Source organism: Prevotella fusca JCM 17724 (assembly GCF_001262015.1).
Taxonomy (GTDB): Bacteria; Bacteroidota; Bacteroidia; order Bacteroidales; family Bacteroidaceae; genus Prevotella; species Prevotella fusca.
Map to the genome: position 1 here is coordinate 1,039,100 of NZ_CP012074.1, position 20,834 is coordinate 1,059,933.

At 43.8% G+C, this 20,834-nt stretch carries 18 protein-coding genes; 2 read left to right on the forward strand and 16 right to left on the reverse strand.

What is annotated here, in order from left to right:
* Positions 1 to 2 precede the first annotated feature (2 nt).
* From mreD to ADJ77_RS04255, 5 genes are all read right to left on the reverse strand, one after another.
* Positions 3 to 503, reverse strand: a complete 501-nt coding sequence (gene mreD, locus ADJ77_RS04235) for a rod shape-determining protein MreD (RefSeq protein ID WP_050696058.1) — start codon at positions 501 to 503, stop codon at positions 3 to 5.
* Between the two features lie 113 nt (positions 504 to 616).
* Positions 617 to 1,501, reverse strand: coding sequence for a rod shape-determining protein MreC (gene mreC, locus ADJ77_RS04240; protein ID WP_025077536.1), 885 nt, complete (start codon positions 1,499 to 1,501; stop codon positions 617 to 619).
* Positions 1,502 to 1,513: 12 nt separating this feature from the next.
* On the reverse strand, positions 1,514 to 2,536 hold the full coding sequence (locus tag ADJ77_RS04245; RefSeq protein ID WP_021672321.1) for a rod shape-determining protein: 1,023 nt from the start codon (positions 2,534 to 2,536) through the stop codon (positions 1,514 to 1,516).
* 46 nt (positions 2,537 to 2,582) lie between these two features.
* On the reverse strand, positions 2,583 to 3,179 hold the full coding sequence (locus ADJ77_RS04250; protein WP_025077535.1) for an IMP cyclohydrolase: 597 nt from the start codon (positions 3,177 to 3,179) through the stop codon (positions 2,583 to 2,585).
* A gap of 294 nt (positions 3,180 to 3,473) precedes the next feature.
* Positions 3,474 to 3,845 (reverse strand): hypothetical protein, encoded by a 372-nt coding sequence (locus ADJ77_RS04255; RefSeq protein ID WP_025077534.1) that lies wholly within the window; start codon positions 3,843 to 3,845, stop codon positions 3,474 to 3,476.
* 297 nt (positions 3,846 to 4,142) lie between these two features.
* Here ADJ77_RS04255 and mutY point away from each other — a divergent pair, with 297 nt between their 5' ends.
* Positions 4,143 to 5,147 (forward strand): A/G-specific adenine glycosylase, encoded by a 1,005-nt coding sequence (mutY, locus tag ADJ77_RS04260; RefSeq protein WP_025077533.1) that lies wholly within the window; start codon positions 4,143 to 4,145, stop codon positions 5,145 to 5,147.
* A gap of 111 nt (positions 5,148 to 5,258) precedes the next feature.
* Here the strand turns inward: mutY and ADJ77_RS04265 are convergent, their stop codons facing one another.
* A complete protein-coding gene (locus tag ADJ77_RS04265) occupies positions 5,259 to 6,527 on the reverse strand; it encodes an MFS transporter (protein ID WP_050696059.1) in 1,269 nt (422 codons plus the stop codon).
* Between the two features lie 690 nt (positions 6,528 to 7,217).
* Here ADJ77_RS04265 and ADJ77_RS04270 point away from each other — a divergent pair.
* The gene (locus ADJ77_RS04270) at positions 7,218 to 7,574 is read left to right on the forward strand and encodes a ferritin-like domain-containing protein (protein WP_148301569.1); all 357 of its coding nucleotides are present in this window, start codon (positions 7,218 to 7,220) and stop codon (positions 7,572 to 7,574) included.
* Positions 7,575 to 8,141: 567 nt separating this feature from the next.
* Here the strand turns inward: ADJ77_RS04270 and ADJ77_RS04275 are convergent.
* From ADJ77_RS04275 to ADJ77_RS04320, 10 genes are all read right to left on the reverse strand, one after another.
* The gene (locus ADJ77_RS04275; protein ID WP_050696060.1) at positions 8,142 to 9,557 is read right to left on the reverse strand and encodes a tetratricopeptide repeat protein; all 1,416 of its coding nucleotides are present in this window, start codon (positions 9,555 to 9,557) and stop codon (positions 8,142 to 8,144) included.
* Positions 9,558 to 9,742: 185 nt separating this feature from the next.
* Positions 9,743 to 10,708 carry a PstS family phosphate ABC transporter substrate-binding protein gene (locus ADJ77_RS04280; RefSeq protein WP_050696061.1) on the reverse strand — a complete coding sequence of 322 codons (966 nt, stop codon included), beginning with the start codon at positions 10,706 to 10,708 and terminating at the stop codon, positions 9,743 to 9,745.
* A gap of 13 nt (positions 10,709 to 10,721) precedes the next feature.
* Positions 10,722 to 11,606, reverse strand: coding sequence for an energy transducer TonB (locus tag ADJ77_RS04285; protein WP_050696062.1), 885 nt, complete (start codon positions 11,604 to 11,606; stop codon positions 10,722 to 10,724).
* Positions 11,607 to 11,640: 34 nt separating this feature from the next.
* Positions 11,641 to 12,327, reverse strand: a complete 687-nt coding sequence (locus ADJ77_RS04290) for an ExbD/TolR family protein (RefSeq protein WP_025077529.1) — start codon at positions 12,325 to 12,327, stop codon at positions 11,641 to 11,643.
* A gap of 12 nt (positions 12,328 to 12,339) precedes the next feature.
* Positions 12,340 to 12,990 (reverse strand): ExbD/TolR family protein, encoded by a 651-nt coding sequence (locus tag ADJ77_RS04295; RefSeq protein ID WP_025077528.1) that lies wholly within the window; start codon positions 12,988 to 12,990, stop codon positions 12,340 to 12,342.
* A 30-nt stretch (positions 12,991 to 13,020) separates the two neighbouring features.
* Entirely contained in the window at positions 13,021 to 13,860 is an 840-nt protein-coding gene (locus tag ADJ77_RS04300; protein WP_050696063.1) for a MotA/TolQ/ExbB proton channel family protein, read from the reverse strand.
* A 227-nt stretch (positions 13,861 to 14,087) separates the two neighbouring features.
* A complete protein-coding gene (locus ADJ77_RS04305; RefSeq protein ID WP_050696064.1) occupies positions 14,088 to 15,281 on the reverse strand; it encodes a pyridoxal phosphate-dependent aminotransferase in 1,194 nt (397 codons plus the stop codon).
* 1,065 nt (positions 15,282 to 16,346) lie between these two features.
* Positions 16,347 to 17,552 (reverse strand): bifunctional 3,4-dihydroxy-2-butanone-4-phosphate synthase/GTP cyclohydrolase II, encoded by a 1,206-nt coding sequence (locus ADJ77_RS04310; RefSeq protein WP_050696065.1) that lies wholly within the window; start codon positions 17,550 to 17,552, stop codon positions 16,347 to 16,349.
* A gap of 16 nt (positions 17,553 to 17,568) precedes the next feature.
* Positions 17,569 to 19,506: an LptF/LptG family permease gene (locus tag ADJ77_RS04315; RefSeq protein WP_025077527.1), complete on the reverse strand. Its 1,938-nt coding sequence runs from the start codon at positions 19,504 to 19,506 to the stop codon at positions 17,569 to 17,571.
* Between the two features lie 761 nt (positions 19,507 to 20,267).
* A complete protein-coding gene (locus tag ADJ77_RS04320) occupies positions 20,268 to 20,660 on the reverse strand; it encodes an START-like domain-containing protein (RefSeq protein ID WP_050696066.1) in 393 nt (130 codons plus the stop codon).
* Between the last annotated feature and the right edge of the window lie 174 nt (positions 20,661 to 20,834).

Sequence of the window (20,834 nt, forward strand, 5' to 3'; positions counted from 1 at the left end):
TCCTATCGCCTCCTTACGTTCTCAACAACAAGAATGAGAATGAACGTGAGCAACGAACTACCACCGACACACTGCAGCCATTCCAACACATTGAAGAAGCTGAACATCTCCAAGGAGAAGAAAACCACATTGTATGTCAGAGTAAGAATTGCCGCATACCACGTGTATTGCGGTATGCTGAGTGTATCCATACCCGCCTGAAAGTTCTCACTGCTGTCACGGGGAATGAAAGGTTGCAGCACGAAAGGCTGCAAGGCTGCTAACAATGTCAGTGAACCGGCAGCCACACCCGGCGTATTTGAGAAAGTATCAATGATAAGCCCCATCACAAAGCCCCATAACAGAATAGCCCACTGGGGATAGTTACGAGGGAAGAGAAGAATGAAATAGACATAAAGCAATGGCGTGGCAACAGCAAACAGATGGATGTGATTGAGTACAAACACCTGTGCTACTGTCAAGACAGCAAACCAAAGCAAACGTTTAAGAAAATCTACATTCATTCTTTCAATTCGTAATTCAAAGGAAACTAATAGCTCACGCTAATTCAAAGAACCTGCCATAAAGCGCTACAGCTGCGCTTTACCAAAGCTGAACAATGCGGTCAGAGGCGTCTTTACTGTCCTCTGTTAACCATCGGACTTTCAAGTGGTTTAATAGAATCCTGCGCCGCCTTGATAACCTGTCGCTGCTCTCTGATGGAAGCATCGTCAATAACACAGACATCACGAAGGTTGCCGAAGTCAGTTGAGAGTTTTATCTGCAGACGATAAGAGAGACCATCCTCTGAGTTATATACGTGCTTGATCTTACCAACCAACACTCCTGCGGGGAACACAGAAGAGTAACCACTCGTCACAACTCGGTCGCCTAACTTGAACTTGGCATGACGGGGAACATCATCAAGATAAGCCACATCACTCGCACCACCGTTCCAGTGGAGATAACCGAAGTAATCACGTCCCTGAATAGAGCAACTGATATTCGACTTCGAGTTCAGTACCGGGATAACCACAGCATAGTGGATGCCAGCCATATAAACAATACCGACAACACCATTACCGCAGGCTACACCCATATCTTTCCGCACTCCATCCCACGTTCCCTTATTGATTGTAATAAAGTTATCAGGCTTGTCGAGCGAGTTGGCAACGACCTTTGCCTGTATCAAACGGAACTTTGAAAAGAAACGATACTGCCCCTTATGAAGGAAAGTTGAATCCTTTGTCTTGTCATACAGCTGTGCTGACAATTCTTTCACCTGACGTTCCAGTTCAAGATTGCGCTTGGTCAGCTCCTCATTCACCTCACCCATTGTCAGATAAGATGTAACCTTTGAGCTTGCCTCATACACCGATCCAGCAACATAGTTCGCAGATGTGAACCACACACTGCCCTGATAGTCATTGAATCGGAACAGAAGAACCATACTCAAGACTTCCAGGGCAACGAACAAGAACCAATGCTTGTATTTAGCAAGGAACTCTGTCAGATTGTGCATGAACGTTAGTTGTTATCTCATCAAGAACGAGAAACGGTCTACGTTCTTCAATGCAATGCCTGCACCCTTGGCAACACTGTGCAATGGGTCTTCGGCAATATGGAACGGAATATTAATCTTATCAGTCAGGCGCTTGTCGATACCACGGAGCAAAGCACCACCACCACTGAGGTAAATACCATTCTTTACAATATCTGCATAAAGCTCAGGTGGAGTATTCTCCAATGCAGAAAGCACGGCATTCTCAATCTTAGCAACAGTCTTATCAAGACAATGAGCAATCTCCTGATAGCATACAGGCACCTCCATAGGGAGAGCTGTTATACGGTTAGGACCATGTACAATGTAATCCTCTGGTGCTTCCTCACCAAGATCAGTCAATGCCGAACCAACATGGAGCTTGATACGCTCAGCCATACGCTCGCTGACCTTTACATTGTGCTGACGGCTCATATATTCCTGAATATCCGCAGTGAGGTCATCACCTGCAACACGGATAGAGTTATTGCATACGATACCACCCAGAGAAATCACAGCAATCTCAGTGCTACCACCACCGATATCAACAATCATGTTACCTTCCGGAGCCTCTACATCAAGACCCATACCAAGAGCAGCTGCCATTGGCTCGAAGATAAGATAGACGTCACGACCATCAGCATGCTCTGCTGAGTCACGAACAGCACGAAGCTCAACCTCAGTAGAACCAGATGGAACGCCGATTACCATACGCAGTGAAGGAGAGAAGAAGCGATTACCGCTGTGAACCATCTTGATAAGTCCACGCATCATCTGCTCACAAGCTGTAAAGTCAGCGATAACTCCGTCGCGCAAAGGGCGGATTGTACGAATATTGGGATGTTCCTTCTCGTACATCATCTTTGCATCACCACCCACGGCAATCATCTTGTCCGTGCGACGGTCCAGTGCTACTACTGACGGCTCATCAACAACAATCTTATCATCACTGATAATAATCGTGTTTGCCGTTCCCAGATCCATAGCAATTTCCTGGATAAATGAAAATAATCCCATTAATTATATATAATTTGTAAGTGTATATTTCTTTTCTAAAGCATGCTTATTCTGCTGCAAACCAGCTGTGAATAGCACTGTCATAATGGCTGCTGACACCGAAGGCACGCTCCGCAAACATCTTTCGGTCTTCAATTTCAGTCTGTGCACCCTTTGTGTTGAGAATCTGTAGCAGCACAGGATATTCAGCCTTACTTGGAATGATAACCACATCCTTGAAGTTCTTGGCTCCGGCACGTATCAGCGAGATACCGCCTATATCAATCTTCTCAATAATATCCTCTGCGCTGGCACCACTGGCAACCGTCTGCTCGAAAGGATAAAGGTCTACAATAACGAGGTCAATGAATGGAATATCATACTCCTGCATCTGCGCCTGGTCGCCTTCGTTATCACGACGGGCAAGAATACCTCCGAAAACCTTTGGGTGTAGTGTTTTCACACGACCGCCGAGGATAGAAGGGTAAGACGTAAGGTCCTCCACCTTCTGACATTCGTATCCTAATGATTCAATGAACTCCTGTGTACCGCCTGTACTGAGGAATTTCACATCTTCTTCGTCTAACTTCTTGAGCAGATCCTCAAGTCCATCCTTGTGAAAGACCGAAATAAGGGCGGTCTTAATTTGCTTTGTACCAGCCATTGTAAAACATTTTATGGATTTGATTTGCAAAGTTACTAATTATAAGCGACTAAACAATACTTTAAATCAAAAAAAAACAAAAGGCTGGCAACTATTTGCTAAAAGTCAAAAAGTTGCCAGCTTTTCATTTTCTCCGACCATGCACCGTTCTGCTTTCACAGGACATACCGCACCTCCTTACTGCCTGCAAAGACTTCCTGGAACTACGACTAACGCCCTGCAATACATTTCCCTATGCCTGGGGCTGTGAAAAAGCAGTCTGAAACTACAATGTTTGAAGAACAGTCTGAAACATTATTCCCTGTTCTTGCCACCGATAGCATCTAAAATGCCTTGTAACTCACTGCCGAGACCGAAGACACTGTTTATCACACCGTCCTTTGCACCACGCACCATATAGCGGGCACAATCGCCTTCAAGTCTGCCAATACGCTGACGTTCAGCAACGGTATAGTCATGGCGTGCAATCTCACGACGAATCATACCGAACTTATTGAAAGCTCTTTCCCATTCGCTGGCTGTGTAGTACTGGCTGTTGTCACGCAGCTCATATGAAAATTTCTGCAGGTCATTGACAGCTGACTCACGTGTGGCACATGAACTGACAGAAAGGGTTGCCACGACGAGGGCAAGCCCCATAAGCGTTTTCTTCACCTTGTTTCTCATCTTTTATAACTTCTAATTTTATAATCGTCACCTTTGTATTGAACTGTCTTACCGTGCTTTGATGCAGGAAACTGTATAAAACATCTCTGTAACGAACTGTGATGCAAGAACACTTAGACAGTTGCCTCACTGGCTGACAAGAGTGCCTGTCCTCACAGCCTGCCAGTCTTTCGGCACATGCCTATCGTACTCTCAGAGAGTAATAATCTGGACAAAATTAGCAAATAATAATGATTTTAGCAACAAATCCTGCTCTAACTTTTCATTCTTTTTCTACTTTTTAACTACCTTTGCTGCATGGATTTTGCAGCAATACTACTTCAATGGTTCAAAAAAAACGGACGTTCTCTACCTTGGCGAGAAACAAATGACCCATACGCCATTTGGCTCAGTGAGGTCATCCTACAACAAACACGCATCACACAGGGAACGAGTTACTGGGAACGTTTCATGGCACAATGGCCTACTGTAAACGACCTTGCAGCTGCTACGGAAGACGAAGTGCTAAAGGCTTGGCAGGGACTGGGCTATTATTCCCGTGCAAGAAACCTTCATACTGCTGCACAGCAAGTGGTTGAATTAGGAGGATTTCCACAAACTTTCAAAGATTTAAAGACACTGAAAGGTGTGGGCGACTACACGGCTGCAGCCATTGCCTCCATCGCCTTTAGTGAACCAGCAGCCGTAGTAGATGGTAATGTCTATCGTGTTCTTTCTCGTTATTACAGCATTGACACACCTGTTGACAGTACCAAAGGGAAAAAGGAGTTTCAAGCACTTGCCCAATCACTTTTACCAACAAACGAACCAGCTGACTACAACGAAGCGATAATGGACTTTGGCGCCGTTCAGTGCACGCCCACTTCCCCACGCTGCAACACTTGTCCGCTATGCGAAACTTGCATTGCTTTCCGCGAACAGCGCATCAACGAACTGCCTGTAAAAAGCAAAAAGGTGAAACAACGTAAACGTCATTTCACCTATCTGTATATTGAATATGAAGGGAAAATAGCAATCCATCAACGTGGTGCAGGTGATATTTGGCAAGGATTGTGGGAACTTCCACAAGCAGAACAGCTTACATCAGCTACCGACAATGTGTGGAAAACAGAAGCGCAACCACTACAAAAAGGCGTGAAGCACCTACTTACCCACCAAATTCTCCTTGCAGACTTCTACCTCTGGCATCCTAAGGTGCACCCACAACTACCCTCAGATTTCATCTGGATAAAAAGGCAGAACCTTGATAACTACGCTTTACCTCGCCTAATTGAGATTCTGATAAAAGAAATCCCGACCTAAGGTACTCCCTTCCCTCCCAGCCTTCTCTCCCCTTTCCATCAACTCCCCTATAGTTCACTCCTACGAGGCATTGCCTCGTAGCCTTCCTCCTTTCGCGTTAATCCCCAGCCGCTACTTCTTTCCAAAGTTCTCATCAATACGCAGCTGATGAGCTACGATGAATGGAAAGACGCAAACTATCATCACGATAACAAAGAACCATTTATAGCCTACTACCTGTGCCAATGCACCTGCAAAAAGTCCCGGAATCATCATTGACAACGCCATGAAACCCGTACAGAGGGCATAATGACTGGTCTTGTGTTCTCCCTGACTGAAATAAATCATAAAGAGCATATAAGCACTAAAACCAAAGCCGTAACCGAAATTCTCAATAAATACTGCTGTACTGATTGCTATCACATTATCAGGAAGCACATAAGCCAAATAGACGTATGCTAAGTTAGGCAATGTAATAGCTGCGGTCATTGGCCATACCCAGCGCTTCAAGCCATCACGACTAATCATCATTCCACCGATAATACCACCTATCAAGAGTCCTACGACACCCACAACACCGTTCACCGTACCATATTCTATTTCTGAAAGAGCCAATCCTCCCTTTACCTTCGGTGCTTGAAGGAAAAGTTGGGAAATAGGAATAATCAACGCTTCTGGCAAACGGAAGAGCAAGAGAAAGCAGATAGTGGTCAATGCTTGTTCTTTCTTGAAGAAGGAGATAAAAGTCTGACCAAAGCTGCGAAGCAAATGACCAGCCGACACCTGTGTCTTCTCTGCATCTTCGGACGGACGGGGAAGAATAAAACGATGATAAAGAGCAAGACCCATAAAGAGCGCCATCAGACCATAGAACACCAGTGACCACGTCCATTGCACATCAAACTTCTTATGCAAAAAGCCTGCAAGCGCAATCAAACCACCCTTACCAACAACCATCGAAATACGATAGAACGTAGAGCGGATGCCCACGAAGAATGCCTGATCGTGTTGGTTGAGTCCCATCATGTAGAACCCGTCAGCACCGACATCGTGAGTGGCACTGCTGAATGCCAGCAGCCAGAAGAAACAGATTGTACCTTGAAGCCAGAATGAAGTATTGACAGTAAAAGCCACACCCGCAAAGGCTGCGCCAAGGAGCATCTGCATGACGACAATCCACCATCGCTTCGTCTTCACCAAGTCAAGGAACGGACTCCACAATGGTTTGATAACCCAAGGCAGATAAAGCCAGGAAGTATAAAAAGTAACTTCGGCATCTGACAGTCCCATCTGCATATAAACCTGAAGGGACAATACGGTTACGGCAATATAAGGCAGACCTTCAGCAAAATATAGTGAAGGTATCCATGCCCATGGGCTTATCTTTTTTTCAGTTTTCAATGCTTATTGCGTTTTTGAATTCTGTTATTATCATTATTATCTGCAAGGTATCTGTTTTCCACAACCAATTATCAGCAAAGCTATAAGAGACAAACCAATCGTGTAACCAAAAGGAACAGATAGGATGAAGTTGGTAAGTCGGATGCCACTGCAGACTTCGTTTTGTGTCTTTTCAAACGATGACAAAGATACATAAATTTAACGAGAAAAAGATAGGAATGCTGTCGTGAAAAAGAATAAAAAGATAATTTATACATTATAAACCAATGATTTTCGCTTTTCTTGAAAACTATATTAAAAAAATAGATTATCTTTGTGAAAGATAAATGTGGTATATCTATTTATCTGTTTGCTCTCTTTCAAACAAAGAGAAATGAACTATAAAGAAGTAAATTCGAAAACAAATACGCTGATATAGATAATTTGAAAAATATTCTTTTAAACGCAAACAAATAGCCGTTTAGAATACCTTTCATTCTGTTAAGAGTTTTTTTCGAGGAAAAAATTGCTATTTATCTACAACGAAGTAACTTTGCAATAGAAATAAAAAATATAGATTAACAGGGGAATAACCCATTTAAAAATTACAAATATAGATACAAAGAAATCTATTCAGACATTACAGTTTTTGCAACAGGATTGACAAATGGAGCTTTTGCACATCTTGTACAGGGCAAATATTTTGAGTCAATGGGCTTAACAGTCCTTGCAAAGAAGTACACTGGTCACTACACAGAGGAAATGGAATGGGTAGAGAAGTTCATCAGTCGTATTAATGACCTTGGGGGCGAGTTTAAAATTGAGGACCAGAAGGGAAGAGAATTGGTGAAAGATCCTGAGGAATACATCAAGGCAGACCTTGCAATTCAAGAAAAGGGTGTTGAGATTCTCTACAACTGCATGGCAGAATTGAAAGACGACCTTACAACATACGATATTTTGAAAGCATATCTTGCTGATGAAGAGGAAGACCTCTACTGGAGTCAAGGTGCCCTTGACCTCATCCAGCTCATTGGCCGTGAGAACTGGCTGGCAAAACAACTCTGATACACTCTACCCTCTTTATTGAACATAGAGAACTATAGAGTAACACGATAAGGAAGCATAAAACCAACAAATGTAAAAATACATTTCAAGGTGATATACTTCCTTCTTTATATAGAATAATACTTATACACGCAATTGAATATCAATTACAATAAAACGCACAACTTCTCATGTAAAATCAGATAAAGACAATTATAAACACATCTAAGCACCTTAATTATCTGTACGTATAACGAGTTTATTAATCTGACACAACTTTTTAGAATGATACTAATACCCAACACCATTGGTGCTTACTAACAACACCACTCGTGCTGAGCAACAGCACAACAATTGAAAACGGTAAAAAGAATTTATTATAACACACAACAAGCTACCAAAAAAGGAATACTTATAGTGCAACATAATACAATTGTGTTTCAATCAACAACAAATAAGTAAGCAAGATATAAAAAAAATAGAAATAAGATCAAAGCATTATCCTAAAACACCACATAACATCAAAAAAAGAAAAGGGCAACAGTCATTACGACCGTCGCCCTCATATCTAATGATTGTTTCAGATGATTACATACCCAAAGCCTTCTTAGCATCTTCGTTGTTAGGGTTAACCTTCAGCACCTTGTTGAAGTACTCATCAGCAAGTGGCTTGTTACCCTTCTTTGAATGATAGTAGCCGAGACCATAGTAAACGTTCTCCAAATAGCTTCTGCTGTCCTCATCGAGAGTTGGCTTTGCCTCTTCGTATGCAGCAACTTTCTGATAGATTTCAGCAACCTTGTCGGGATCGTTCATCATCTGAGCTACATTCGCCTGATTCAGCCATACCCAGTCAGAGATTGTCGGGAACTTAGAAACCATCTGCTCATAAACATCAAGTGCCTTTGCCAAAACTTCGTTCTTAGCTGCACGATCCGTCAGAGTCTCTGCCTTGGCAACGTATGTATTAGCAAGTGTTGCCCAGTCATTATTGGTAGCCTTCTTAGACTTAGAAAGATACTCCTGCTGAACCTCAAGTGCCTTATCTTCATTACCCTGTGCAGAGTAAATGGCTGCCAGTGTCTTCAAAGGCTCAACGCTGTTCTTGTCAGCCTCAAGTGCTTTGTTTACACTGCTGACAGCCTCATCATACTGCTGAGCACCACAGAGTGCCTTTGCATATACATCATAGTCGTTGGCAACCTTCTTACCAGAACCGGCAAACACAGCCTTACCGTAGTTGACAGCTGAAGTATAATCCTTCAGCTCAACAGATGCCATCATGGCGATACGGCTCAGATACTCACTGTTAGAGAACTTCTGCAAGCCCTGCTTAACAACATCCAAAGCTCTCTGATAGTCCTTTGTGATATAAGCAGCAAAACCATAGTTATAGAAGTTGTCCTCTGACATGTTAGCAGGATTAGCCTTAGCATACCATGACAACGCATCCTTGTACTTACCATCGTTCAACATAATCTCAGCTGCAGTTGCCTCAACAGGATAGTCAGGCTTAACCTTGCGGAGTTCCTCAAGTTTCTCGACAGCAACCTTAGAATTCACATGACGGTAAACCTTTGCAAAACGCTCGTATGCTGTTACGTTCTGTGGATCAAGACTGATAGCAGTCTGATACTGACCAGCCGCAGCACCAGCGTTTCCGATTGAATCCTGAAGAGCTGCAATGTCGCCCAAAAGAACATAACCCAGACTACCATTGAACTTCTTGTTGTTCACAACGCTGTTAGCAATCTCAGTTGCTACAGAATAGTTGTGCTGCAAGAGGTAAACATTACCTAATGCGACCATAGCTTCCTCACTCTTCTTGAAGTTTTTCTGATACTCCTTGATGAGATCCTTAGCTGCCTTGGGGTCATTCGGTGCAGCCTCAATAGCAGCTGTAATTGGTTTCAAAGCCTCAGCGTAGCTTACTCCCTGTGCCATTGCCGGAGTTGACATTGCCAACATCAATGCTCCAGCTATCAAATATTTCTTTGTTTTCATAATTCTTTCCCTTTAGTTTTTAATTTGAGTGAACTGTACTATTCATTAAGACGCCTGTATAGGCTCATGGTTTAAACCAGGCAAGCTGTCAATTATATAGGCAGCTATAGACAAATGACTACCATTACTCATGCTTACCAGCTCCTAATCAGATCTATTAACGCTTATCAGCTTATAATCACCGTCTATTCACGCTTCACCTCAACCTCACGGATATTGATTTCACCGCGATAAGGCAAAAGACCCGCCTTGAAGATAATCTTCTGACCGATCGGATTGGTAACAAAGTTTGCAAACGCCCAAGGCAATGCCTTATGTGGGTCGGCTACTATAGCATAGATGGTTCTCACAAATGGATATCTTCCGTCCAACAGGTAAGCCTGGTAAGGCTGCCAGCTGTTCTCTGGCTGAGCAACTGTCGTCTTTGAAAGACCAACCACTCTAATATCTTTCTTAAAAGTAGTGTTCGTTGAGTCACGGTGGTCATTCAACCAGTTTGACCCAATGACACCTATAGCGTTGGGAGTCTTATGAACGTAGTCAATAACCGACTTACTGTTGCTTGCTGCAACAACGTTCGCACTCTTGATGTTCTTTCCGCCTAAGATGGAGTCGACTACGTAATGCAGCGTCGCTGAAGCCTTGTTATCAAAGACAACCTCAATGTCGCCTTTATCATTCTTTGGATTCAGCTGGTTCCATTTTGCTATCTGTCCGCTGAGAATCTTCTTAACATCGTTGACCGTAATACATGAGTCAGCATTACTATTGTTAACGATGAAAGCAATTCCATCATACCCTATCGGGAAAACCGCCGGGATAGGACCTTTCCCTCGTAATATGGCATCCTCTCCCTTCGTCAGCGCATGAGAAGTAAAGAAAAGATTAACCTTCTGTTCGAGGATCAGTTTCATACCTTTGTTGTCATCTGTATAGATGGGCAACAAATGAGTCTGTGGATAACGGAACTGATAATTCTGTAACAGTTCCTCAATAATAGGACTAAAACTTTCGTCAGAGGCGAACTTAATCGTCCCTGACGTCGGTGTATCTGTTCTGCCGTCCTTGCGTTTTTTCTGTCCGCAAGCAGACAGAAGAAAAACAAGGGATAGCATCAATCCTACTGTTATGTAGAATCTGGATCTTTTCATATAAATATTGCTTTTACTGCAGTTTGAAGGTGATAGGCAGAGTGAACCAAACGTTTGCAGCCTGGCCATTGTTCATACCTGGATTCCACTTCGGCATGCTGTTAACAACACGAAGAGCCTCACGGTCAAGTGATGGGTCTACACCACGAACAATCTGTGCCTGGCTTACGCTACCGTCACGTCCAACAACGAACTTAACGATAACTCGTCCCTGAACACCGTTCTCAGCTGCAACAGCTGGGTACTGGATGTGAGAAGACAACCAAGCATTTACATTGCCCTTGAATGTAGGCATCTGCTCTGCCACAGTAAAGATTTTGTTCTCAACCTCTTCCTTTGGCTCCGGCTTTGGTGCCTCAACAACAGGCTTCTCTATCTTTGGTACAACCTGTTCAGGAGTAGCAACGGTGCTACGAGCAGCAGTTTCAGTACGGTCCTCCGTACCTTCCTTGTTCTCAACACCGACAGCCTTGGTCTCCTTGTTCATCTTGACCATTGGTGGCATTTCTTCCTTCACATCCTTATCATCCTTGATGACAGGAGCTGTAAACTTAACAGTTGCACGAGTCTCTGGAACAATCTTTTCAGGTTCAATCTTCTTAGGTTCTTCCTTCTTCTGTTGCTTCTTACGCTCAGCCTGTTCCTTCTTAGCCTGCTCAAGAGCTGCTAACTCCATCTTGGCTGCATAAGCCTCCTGGGCCGCCAAGTCATCGTTGTGCTTCTTGATCTGATAAGCTAAGTAACCACCACCGAGGAATGCAGCACAAAGCAGAATAGCTAATGCTTTGATGTTACGCTGAGAAACAGACTTACGAAGCTTGTATGCACCGTATTCCTTGTTTTTACCAGCGAACACCATGTCGACCCATTTAGGATCGTATAGATCTATTTTTGCCATTGTTTTCTTTCTTTAATTGTTTACGAATCAGTGATTAAGCCTTGACACCTTTCTTGGCTAAGAGAGCCTTGTCCTGGTCTGTCAGCTTGTCAATGACGTAAGTTCCAATATATGAAATCTGCATTTCATCGAGGATGTCTACCAAGTGACGGTAAGAAGCCTGGTCTGTCGGCTTGATAATGACAGTCATGGTCGAAACCTTTTTGCCATTAATCGTACCACTCTTGATACCAGCTATCTCAGCCTGATAGATGCTATCAGGATAAGCGGCTGGGTTAGCCTGCTTCTTACGATTCAGTTCCTTCACAGCGATATCCATGTCCTGGTATGGGACAGAGATAGCCTCGCCTGTAGAAGGGTCACCCACCTGCTTGTGCTGAAGAACGTAGCGGATACCGCTTGGATTGTTACTCCAATCAGCAGGCTTCAGCCAATTAGCGTTATCATACTCTGGTTTACCGTTACCGTAGAACATTTTGTCTCCCTCGGCAATGTAAATCGTAATAGAGTGTGACTCCTTAGCCTCGTTCTTCTGGTTCTCATTCTGAGTCTTATCATTACTTGGCATGGTCAACTCCATAGTTGAAGGCTTGCTAAGTGAGGTACAAAGCATGAAGAAGGTAATCAGCAACATAAGCATATCCACCATCGGCGTAAAGTCTACGCGAACGGTCATCTTCTTCTGCTTACCGCCTCCTTTTCCTGTGTCCATCATATCCATACTTTGATCTCCTTATTTACGAGCTGCCTGAGCAGCCTTTTTAGCGTCCAACTGTGTGATCATGTAGTAATGGCTCTCATCCATATCCTGGAGTTCGCTCATTACTTTCTTAACGGTTCCATAAGGAGAATCAGCATCTGACTTGATAGCCAGTCTTACCTTAGGGTTCACCTGGCGGGCTGCGTTGACCCACTGCTGGAACTCTGTCATCTCCTGTCCCTGGATACTATCGAGAGGAATACCCATCTTTGGGAGTTCTTTGCCTCGCTCTGCAGCCGGCTTAGACAAATAAGCAGCCAGCTTGTCGAGTGGAGCACCAAATGTAGACTCAGCGACAAAAGTTTTCTTCTGTGCAGGAGTCAAGGTTACGCCCATATTGTCTACGATCTGACTCAACTCATTGGTATTGTCGTAACTCATAAACACCTGGCCTTCACCAGTAGGCTTACCATTAGGTCCTTTTTCAGGACTAACGAGAATTGTCAGGACACCGTTCTCAGGCACCTTCATTTCAGACACTGATCCTGGAGTGTTTACCTTCACCGGCTCGTTCTTTACGAACGTTGAAGTCAGCATGAAAAAGGTCAACAGCAGGGTCATAACGTCTGACATAGGCGTCATATCGATCCAAGTGTCACTCTTCTTAACTTTTACTTTACCCATAGCGATAAAATTTTAAAGGGTTAGCAAAAATTAAGCCTCTTCTGTGTGGTTTACTTCGTATGTCTGAGCGATAGAATAACCAACCTCGTCGAGGGCGAAAGTCAACTTATCAACCTTGTTTGAGTAGTAACCGTAAGAAACCACTGCACACCAAGATGTTGCGATACCGAATGCGGTGTTGATCAACGCCTCAGAAATACCAGCAGAAAGTGCAGCAGAGTCAGCACCACCACCTGCAGACAAAGCAGAGAACGACTTGATCATACCCGTTACAGTACCGAGAAGACCGGTAAGAGTACCGAGAGTTACAAGAGTAGCAATGATTGGGAGGTTCATTGTCAGAGTAGGCATCTCAAGCTGAGTAGCCTCCTCATGAGCCTGCTGAATCTTAGCTACCTTCTGAGCCTTCTTCAGGTTTGCATTAGCACCAGTCTCCATATCCTTGTAAGCATTCAAAGAAGCCTTTACAACGTTTGCTACAGAACCCTTCTGCTGGTCGCAGAGCTGGTTAGCCTTAGCAAGGTCGTTAGCATTGAGAGCGTTCTTGATGTTTGCAACGAACTTTGGAAGAGCACCCTTACCGAAAGCGGTCTTCAGAGCCAACCAACGCTCGATAGACATAGCAAGCACAGTAAGCAAGAGAGTGTGGATAACAGGAACGACAATACCACCCTTGAAGATAGTACCCCAAACGTCTGCTGGATTCTCACGTGCAGCTGCATCCTGGAAGTGCATCTCATGACCGAACCATGTAAAGAACAATGTGAACGCAACGATACCGCAAACGACGATAATCCAGAATGCGCCTCTAACTCCTGTGAAGCCCTCAGACTTTTTCTGTGGGGCTGGCTTTTGTTGTGTAGTTGCCATAATTTGATGAAATTTTAATTTTAGGTTATTAATGAATTAATTTGTTAATATCTTTCTGATTTCTAAGCATTTGTATGTCACTCTTCCTGTAACAGACAGCACAGCACAGCTTCTTATCTCCGCAAAGATAGCAATTAAAAGAAAATTAAAGCTACGATTAATAACATTTAACAGTCGGAATATCATAGATTCTGCCTGAACTTTCTTACAATTTGCTTTCTCTTCCCTTACTTTAACTTTGAAAGTACTTCCTTGATACGTCGGAGTGCCTCTTTGATATTGTCGTCACTTGTTGCATAGCTCATCCGGAAGCAATCAGGAGAACCAAAAGCATCGCCACCTACCGTAGCCACACGACCTTCCTCAAGAAGATACATTGCAAAGTCTGAAGAGTTATTGATAACATGCTTGCCGTCTGACTTGCCAAAGAAGCTGGAACACTTCGGGAAAAGATAGAATGCACCCTGCGGTACGTTTACCTCCAGCCCGGGAATGTCTTTCGCCAGACTGACTATCAAGTCACGACGACGACGGAAAGCCTCACGGAACTCTGCCACACTGCTTTGGTCTTCCCCGTATGCCGCAACAGCAGCCATCTGACTGACGCTGCTTGTGCCAGACGTGTACTGCCCCTGCAGCTTATTAAGTCCTTTGACAATCCACTCCGGCGCAGCCACCCAGCCGAGTCGCCAACCTGTCATGGCATAAGCCTTGCTGACGCCATTACAGATAATCGTACGTTCTTTCATGCCCGGACAGGCTGCAATACTACTATGACCACCTATATAATTAATGTGTTCATAGATTTCATCCGAAAGGACATACAGCTCCTCATGCGACATAACCACTTTTGCCAAGGCATCCAGTTCCTCCTTTGAATAGACACTACCAGTAGGATTACTTGGAGAACAGAGTATAATCATCTTTGTTTTTGGCGTAACCGCTGCCTCCAACTGCTCTGCAGTAATCTTAAAGTCCTGCTCAATACCTGCAGACACAACAACAGGAACACCACCAGCAAGTTTCACCATCTGCGGATAGCTAACCCAGTAAGGTGCGGGGATGACAACCTCATCGTCTGGATTCACCAAAGCCAGGATGGCATTGCACACGCCCTGCTTGCCGCCTGTACCAACGATAATCTCCGAAGGAGCATAATCAAGATTGTTCTCTTCCTTCAACTTACGTGAAATAGCATCTCTCAGAACGGGATATCCGGGCACAGGAGAATATTTTGAGAAGTTATCGTCAATAGCTTTCTTGCCTGCCTCCTTGACATGGTCAGGGGTCATGAAGTCTGGTTCTCCCACACTCATATTGATGACGTCAATGCCCTGCGCTTTCATTTCACTACTCTTCTGCGACATTGCTAATGTTGCAGAAGGTGCCAGTCGGTTCAGACGATCTGATAGTTGTGCCATTTTAAACTGTATCTTTCTTTGTGAATAATATAAATACAAAAGTACGTAAATTCATTTTAATAACGCAATATTTCTTTCTTTATTTTATCCTATCATCATTTTTACTGCCGATTTGTCAACTGGAACTCAAAAAGAAAATACCAAAGGGAATGCCTTATTATCCCCAAAAGATAACTCTTAAGCCCTAACTCATCTGAGAGCTTTCAAGTTTCTGCGAAGAGACCCATTTAACCCAAAGGAAATCCGAAAGAGGACAAACATCCCCTGCGACTTGCAGACGATCTCTCACTGACAAACAGATTGTACAGAACTGAATAACACAAAGACCTCTAAGTCGACGATTCCACAGAGGCTCACGTCGTGAGAATAGTTCATTTCTCATCGGATGATTTCACATACTTACACTGCCGAAAAATAAACACATAATCCATTGACACACTCGAAGAAAAATAGTTTTCATATCTGCACCCATAACTACCAGACAATCATACCATTGCAAAACTCTGTAAGAAAAGGTGCTTAATTGGACTTCAATTAAGCATCTTTTGAACCTTAAGTCAGGGTTAACCGGGATACAAATAAGCATCCATAGATAAACAGGAATAGTGCTGCACAGAGGCATTTCACGCACAAGTTTTCCTTTGGGGTAGTATTAGATATCGTATTAGGCAATGACAATAGTGAATCTCTCTTGCCGTTTTCAACCGATGTGTTGTAGCCTGACACATGTTGTGTCATTGGTAAACACCAATGGTGTTGGGTGCTAATCACTTTGCAATATGTTACCGGTATGGGAGCAACTTGTTGCCAGAAAAGAGCAGTACTACCAAAAGCAAACAAAAAACAATTCCCACTATAGAAAACATCTCTGCTTTCCATAGTGGGAACTATTAACAAGGTTCATCAAGGAGCCTTTTGTTTCATTTGAGGCTTGAAAGTTCTTCCTGTCATCATGCAAGACGCTATTCCTCGCGAATCATCATCATGAAAGAAATTTACCCATAAGTCTTTTGCTATGAATAACACAAGACAAACATCCGAAACCACAGTATCTGACAAGTCATCTTAAAGGTGCAAATCGTGCCCCATACGGTCACGTTTAGTCTTCAGATAACGGTAGTCAAACTTGTTCGGGCTAATCTCAATGGGCACGTTTTCCTCTATCTCCAAACCGTAAGCCTCCAAACCGACACGCTTGGTAGGGTTATTAGTCATCAGACGCATCTTATGAACGCCAAGATGGCGCAGCATCTGTGCACCACAACCATAATCACGTTCGTCAGGACGGAAGCCAAGATGAATGTTTGCCTCAACCGTATCGAGTCCCTGATCCTGCAACTTATACGCCGCAATCTTATTCATCAAGCCGATACCACGTCCTTCCTGCTGCATATAGATGATGACACCCTTGCCTTCCTTCTCAATCATTTCCATTGCCTTGCGAAGCTGCTCGCCACAGTCGCAACGCTGGCTGCCAAGGATGTCACCCGTTGCACAGGATGAATGTACACGCACAAGTACAGGCTCGTCATCCTTCCATGTACCCTTGATGAGTGCCATGTTTTCCAGACCATTTGCCTGACGGAATGGAATCAAGTGAAACATACCATATTGTGTAGGGAGTTCTACTTCCTCACCAACGACAATACTTGACTCCTTCTTCAGGCGGTAGGCAATGATATCCTTGATACTGATAATCTTCATATCCCACTCCTTTGCACGCTTCTGCAAGTCGGGCATACGTGCCATAGTACCATCCTCGTTCATGATTTCCATCAGCACACCAGCTGGGAAACAACCTGAAAGTTTGCAGAGGTCGACTGCCGCCTCGGTATGACCCGAACGACGGAGCACGCCATTGTCCTGTGCATAAAGCGGATTGATATGCCCCGGACGCCCAAAGGTCTGAGGGGTAGAGTTTGGATCGGCAAGTGCTTTAATGGTTGCAGCACGATCATGAGCAGACACACCAGTCGAGCAGCCTTCCAACTTATCAACCGTAACCGTGAATGGTGTCCCAAGCATTGATGTATTGTCTGACACCTGATGAGGCAAGTCCAGTTCATCAGCACGTGAGAGCGTGATGGGTACGCAAAGTACACCACGGGCATTCTTCAGCATGAAGTTCACCTTCTCCGGCGTAATCATCTCCGCAGCCATGATGAGGTCGCCCTCATTCTCACGGTCTTCATCATCCACTACGATGACAAATTTCCCTTCCCGAAAGTCCTTCAGTGCATCTTCGATGCTATCGAGTTTAAATTCTTCCATATATTGTTACTGATTATTACTTTTCTAAAAATATCGTCCCTGTGATACGTTCTCTTTCCTCCATATGCTTTATCTCCGCAATGATTATGTCATTGCAGCTGACGATTGTACGAAGATCACGGTAGAGACGCAGACGGAAACGCCACATACGGAAATAGAAGAAGATACCTGCCGGGACAATAACGGCTGCAAGGATGTTCAGCCATCTGCGGTCGAACGGTCTCGTATGTGCCTTCACTGCCAGCACAGGATACTTGCCCAATTCTGTCAGGATAATCTTGTTACGTGTATTACCCAGGTCCTCTATGACATTCTCCAGTCTGTCATTTATGTTTTCTATGACGTGATCTGTGTGATAACGGAAGAACACCTTTATTATATTAGGTGGTGACTTGAGCCTGCGTGACTTTGAGTAATCAGCAATTCTTCCGTTCAAATCCTTTAGTTGTTCTGCCACCTTGCTGTAATCCGGGTCATTCAGAATAACCTCCTTGCTGGCAATGCTGCGCTTGATACGCAGACCTATCATCTTCATCAGCATGTTCTTATACACATCTGCATTGAACACAGCTGAGTCGTTGTTTGCCTTATAAGTGAAGAAAATTGCCAGCGGTATGAGTACAGCCATTGACAAACCTTTACCAAACCATATAGCCCAGTCGCCCTGACGTGACATTCGATAGCCGGTATTGTCAAGGATATAATAAATAATGAACACGGCAACACTGGTGATAATTGGAAAGCCCAATCCTCCCTTACGGGTAATGGCACCGAACGGTGCACCGATAAAGAAGAAGATGATACATATCAACGACAACGTGAACTTGTTGATAGTCTCAATATCATGCAGTCGAATCAGCCTGTCACCGTCCTTGGTTATCATACTCTTGAAATCAAGGTCGCTGACTTCCTGCTGGACGTTTGACAGAGCCATATTGACAACAAAACGACGCTGATCTACAGGTAGCTTGTTGAACGCCGAATCCACATTAAAGTCTTTTCTTCCAGCCAGCTTGACAGCCTGTTTCTTCTCTGAAGACCGTAGCTTGGGCTCATGGTAGTAAATCGTCTGTGCTTCCTTATAGAAGGATTCACCCACACTGTCGTAAACATGAACCAAGGAGTCCTTGTCTCGCCGAATCCTGGCAATGCTCTTCGTACGGGCATCATTCGAGATTCCCGCCATATCCGTAAGATTGAAATCACCGTCAAAGTCCAGGACAATATGCTTATGAGCGAAGGTCTCACGACGGTAAGGCACGCTGGCACTGCTGCCCATTTCCTGCGAACGCATGTTCTCAAACCATTCCCCGCTCCACAGGTTAAGCACGAGATGCTTCTTGTCAGCAGTCGACTGCAACATTCCAGAGTCTGCAAGAATAATCGCCTGGTCTTCATAGCTGTCAGTCATTCGGTACACCATTATATTATACAGGTGACCGGTCTTGAGGTCTTTCTTCTCCACATAGAGATTAGTCTGCGGAATACCGTCATAGAAGATGCCCTCTGGTATCTCCAGTTCCGGACTCTTCTGCTTCATAGAAACAAGCAGTTGGGCAATATGCTTATTTGCACTCGGACCGACATTGTTCTGGAAATAGAAAGAAGCGAGAGCTATCATTATGCTGACTACTATCAGTCCTCTGAATGACTGAACCAGCGAAATACCTGCCGACTTGATAGCCGTCAGTTCTGAACTCTCACCAAGATTACCAAACGAAATAAGCGAAGAAAGGAGAATTGCCAATGGGAGTGCCTGTGGCACCATCATCAGACTCATATACCAGAAGAATTGTCCAAGAACTTCCATTGACAATCCCTTACCAATCAAGTCATCAACATATCGCCAAAGGAACTGCATCATCAGCACGAACAGACTGATAAAGAATGTTCCTGCGAAGAGCATACCAAACTGTTTGGCTATGAATATATCTAACTTCTTGATTCGAAACATGATATAACGACGAGGTATCTATCTTCCTTTTTTATACGCTACACCCTTATCTAATGAGAGTAAAGAAGGCTTACTTTCATTTTGCCGAGTGCAGCTTACTTTCTGCAAAAGTAATGCAAACGAGAGCAAAAGAAAACTTGTTTTCACTTTGCCGAGTGCAGCTTACTTTCTGCAAAAGTAATGCAAACGAGAGCAAAAGAAAACTTGTTTTCACTTTGCCGAGTGCAGCTTACTTTCTGCAAAAGTAATGCAAACGAGAGCAAAAGAAAACTTGTTTTCATTTTGCCGAGTGCAGCTTACTTTCTGCAAAATTACATAAAAATATCAGAGTAATTGTCTTTTTTAGCATTTTTATTCTTTACCCCTTTCTTTCCCATCGCATAGGGCACTGCACTCCATCACTCAATTCCTACTTCATGCTGCAGATTTATAAGGAGTTATGGATCTAAACAAATAAAAGGAAAACAAGCTGTTACAACTATTTTCACAACAACAGGCAGCATAAGAAACTATCTATCGCAATCATTCCAGCAACATATTGCAAAACATTTAGTACTCAGCACCATTGGTGCTTACCTGCAACACCACATGTGACGGGCAACAGCACATCGGTAGGAAAAGGGAAGTAAGGTTCATTATTGCCATTATAACACACAGCAAACACTTATGACTAAGTTATACGGAAAATGTTTGTCGGACGGTATTATTTCCTAATCACACTATAAGACAAGCCCCCTTTTACCGCCCCAACGTTCCAATCCTTAAACGCCCGTTATGCAATGCAAGCGTTCAATATTCTGATTCCATATCTGCACCAGCCCTTCATGGTCATCATCTTCAGCAAAGTCAGTGATTGCCAAGTGATAGTTGCCGGCAATCTCACTATGGAACATTCTTATTTCCCAATATGAATCAACGTCTGAAGAGTCCCAACGCAATCGTATGTGACTATTCTTCTCCATCTCAACAACCGTTGCCGTATGTGTATCATGTTCACGAAGCGGATCACCCCAGATGAAGGTCGCCGTGCTCCCATCCATCATGACGTCATCAGCCAACCATTTCTTCAACCCGACAGGCGTACTGATCAGTGTCCACACGGCACTACCCGACCGTGTTTTCAACTCATATTCCAGTTCTATCTTCCGGCTCATATTCAAATTCTACCTTTTCTTTAATACTATTATTAACTCTCTTTTGCCTTGCCATCAACCTGCCTCGCCTTGTCATTGACACCCTATAGTCTTGCAAGCAAACATTAATTACGATGCAAGTAGCCGTTAGTTACGATGTAACTAATCAATGAAAAAAAAGAAATATCGAAATTG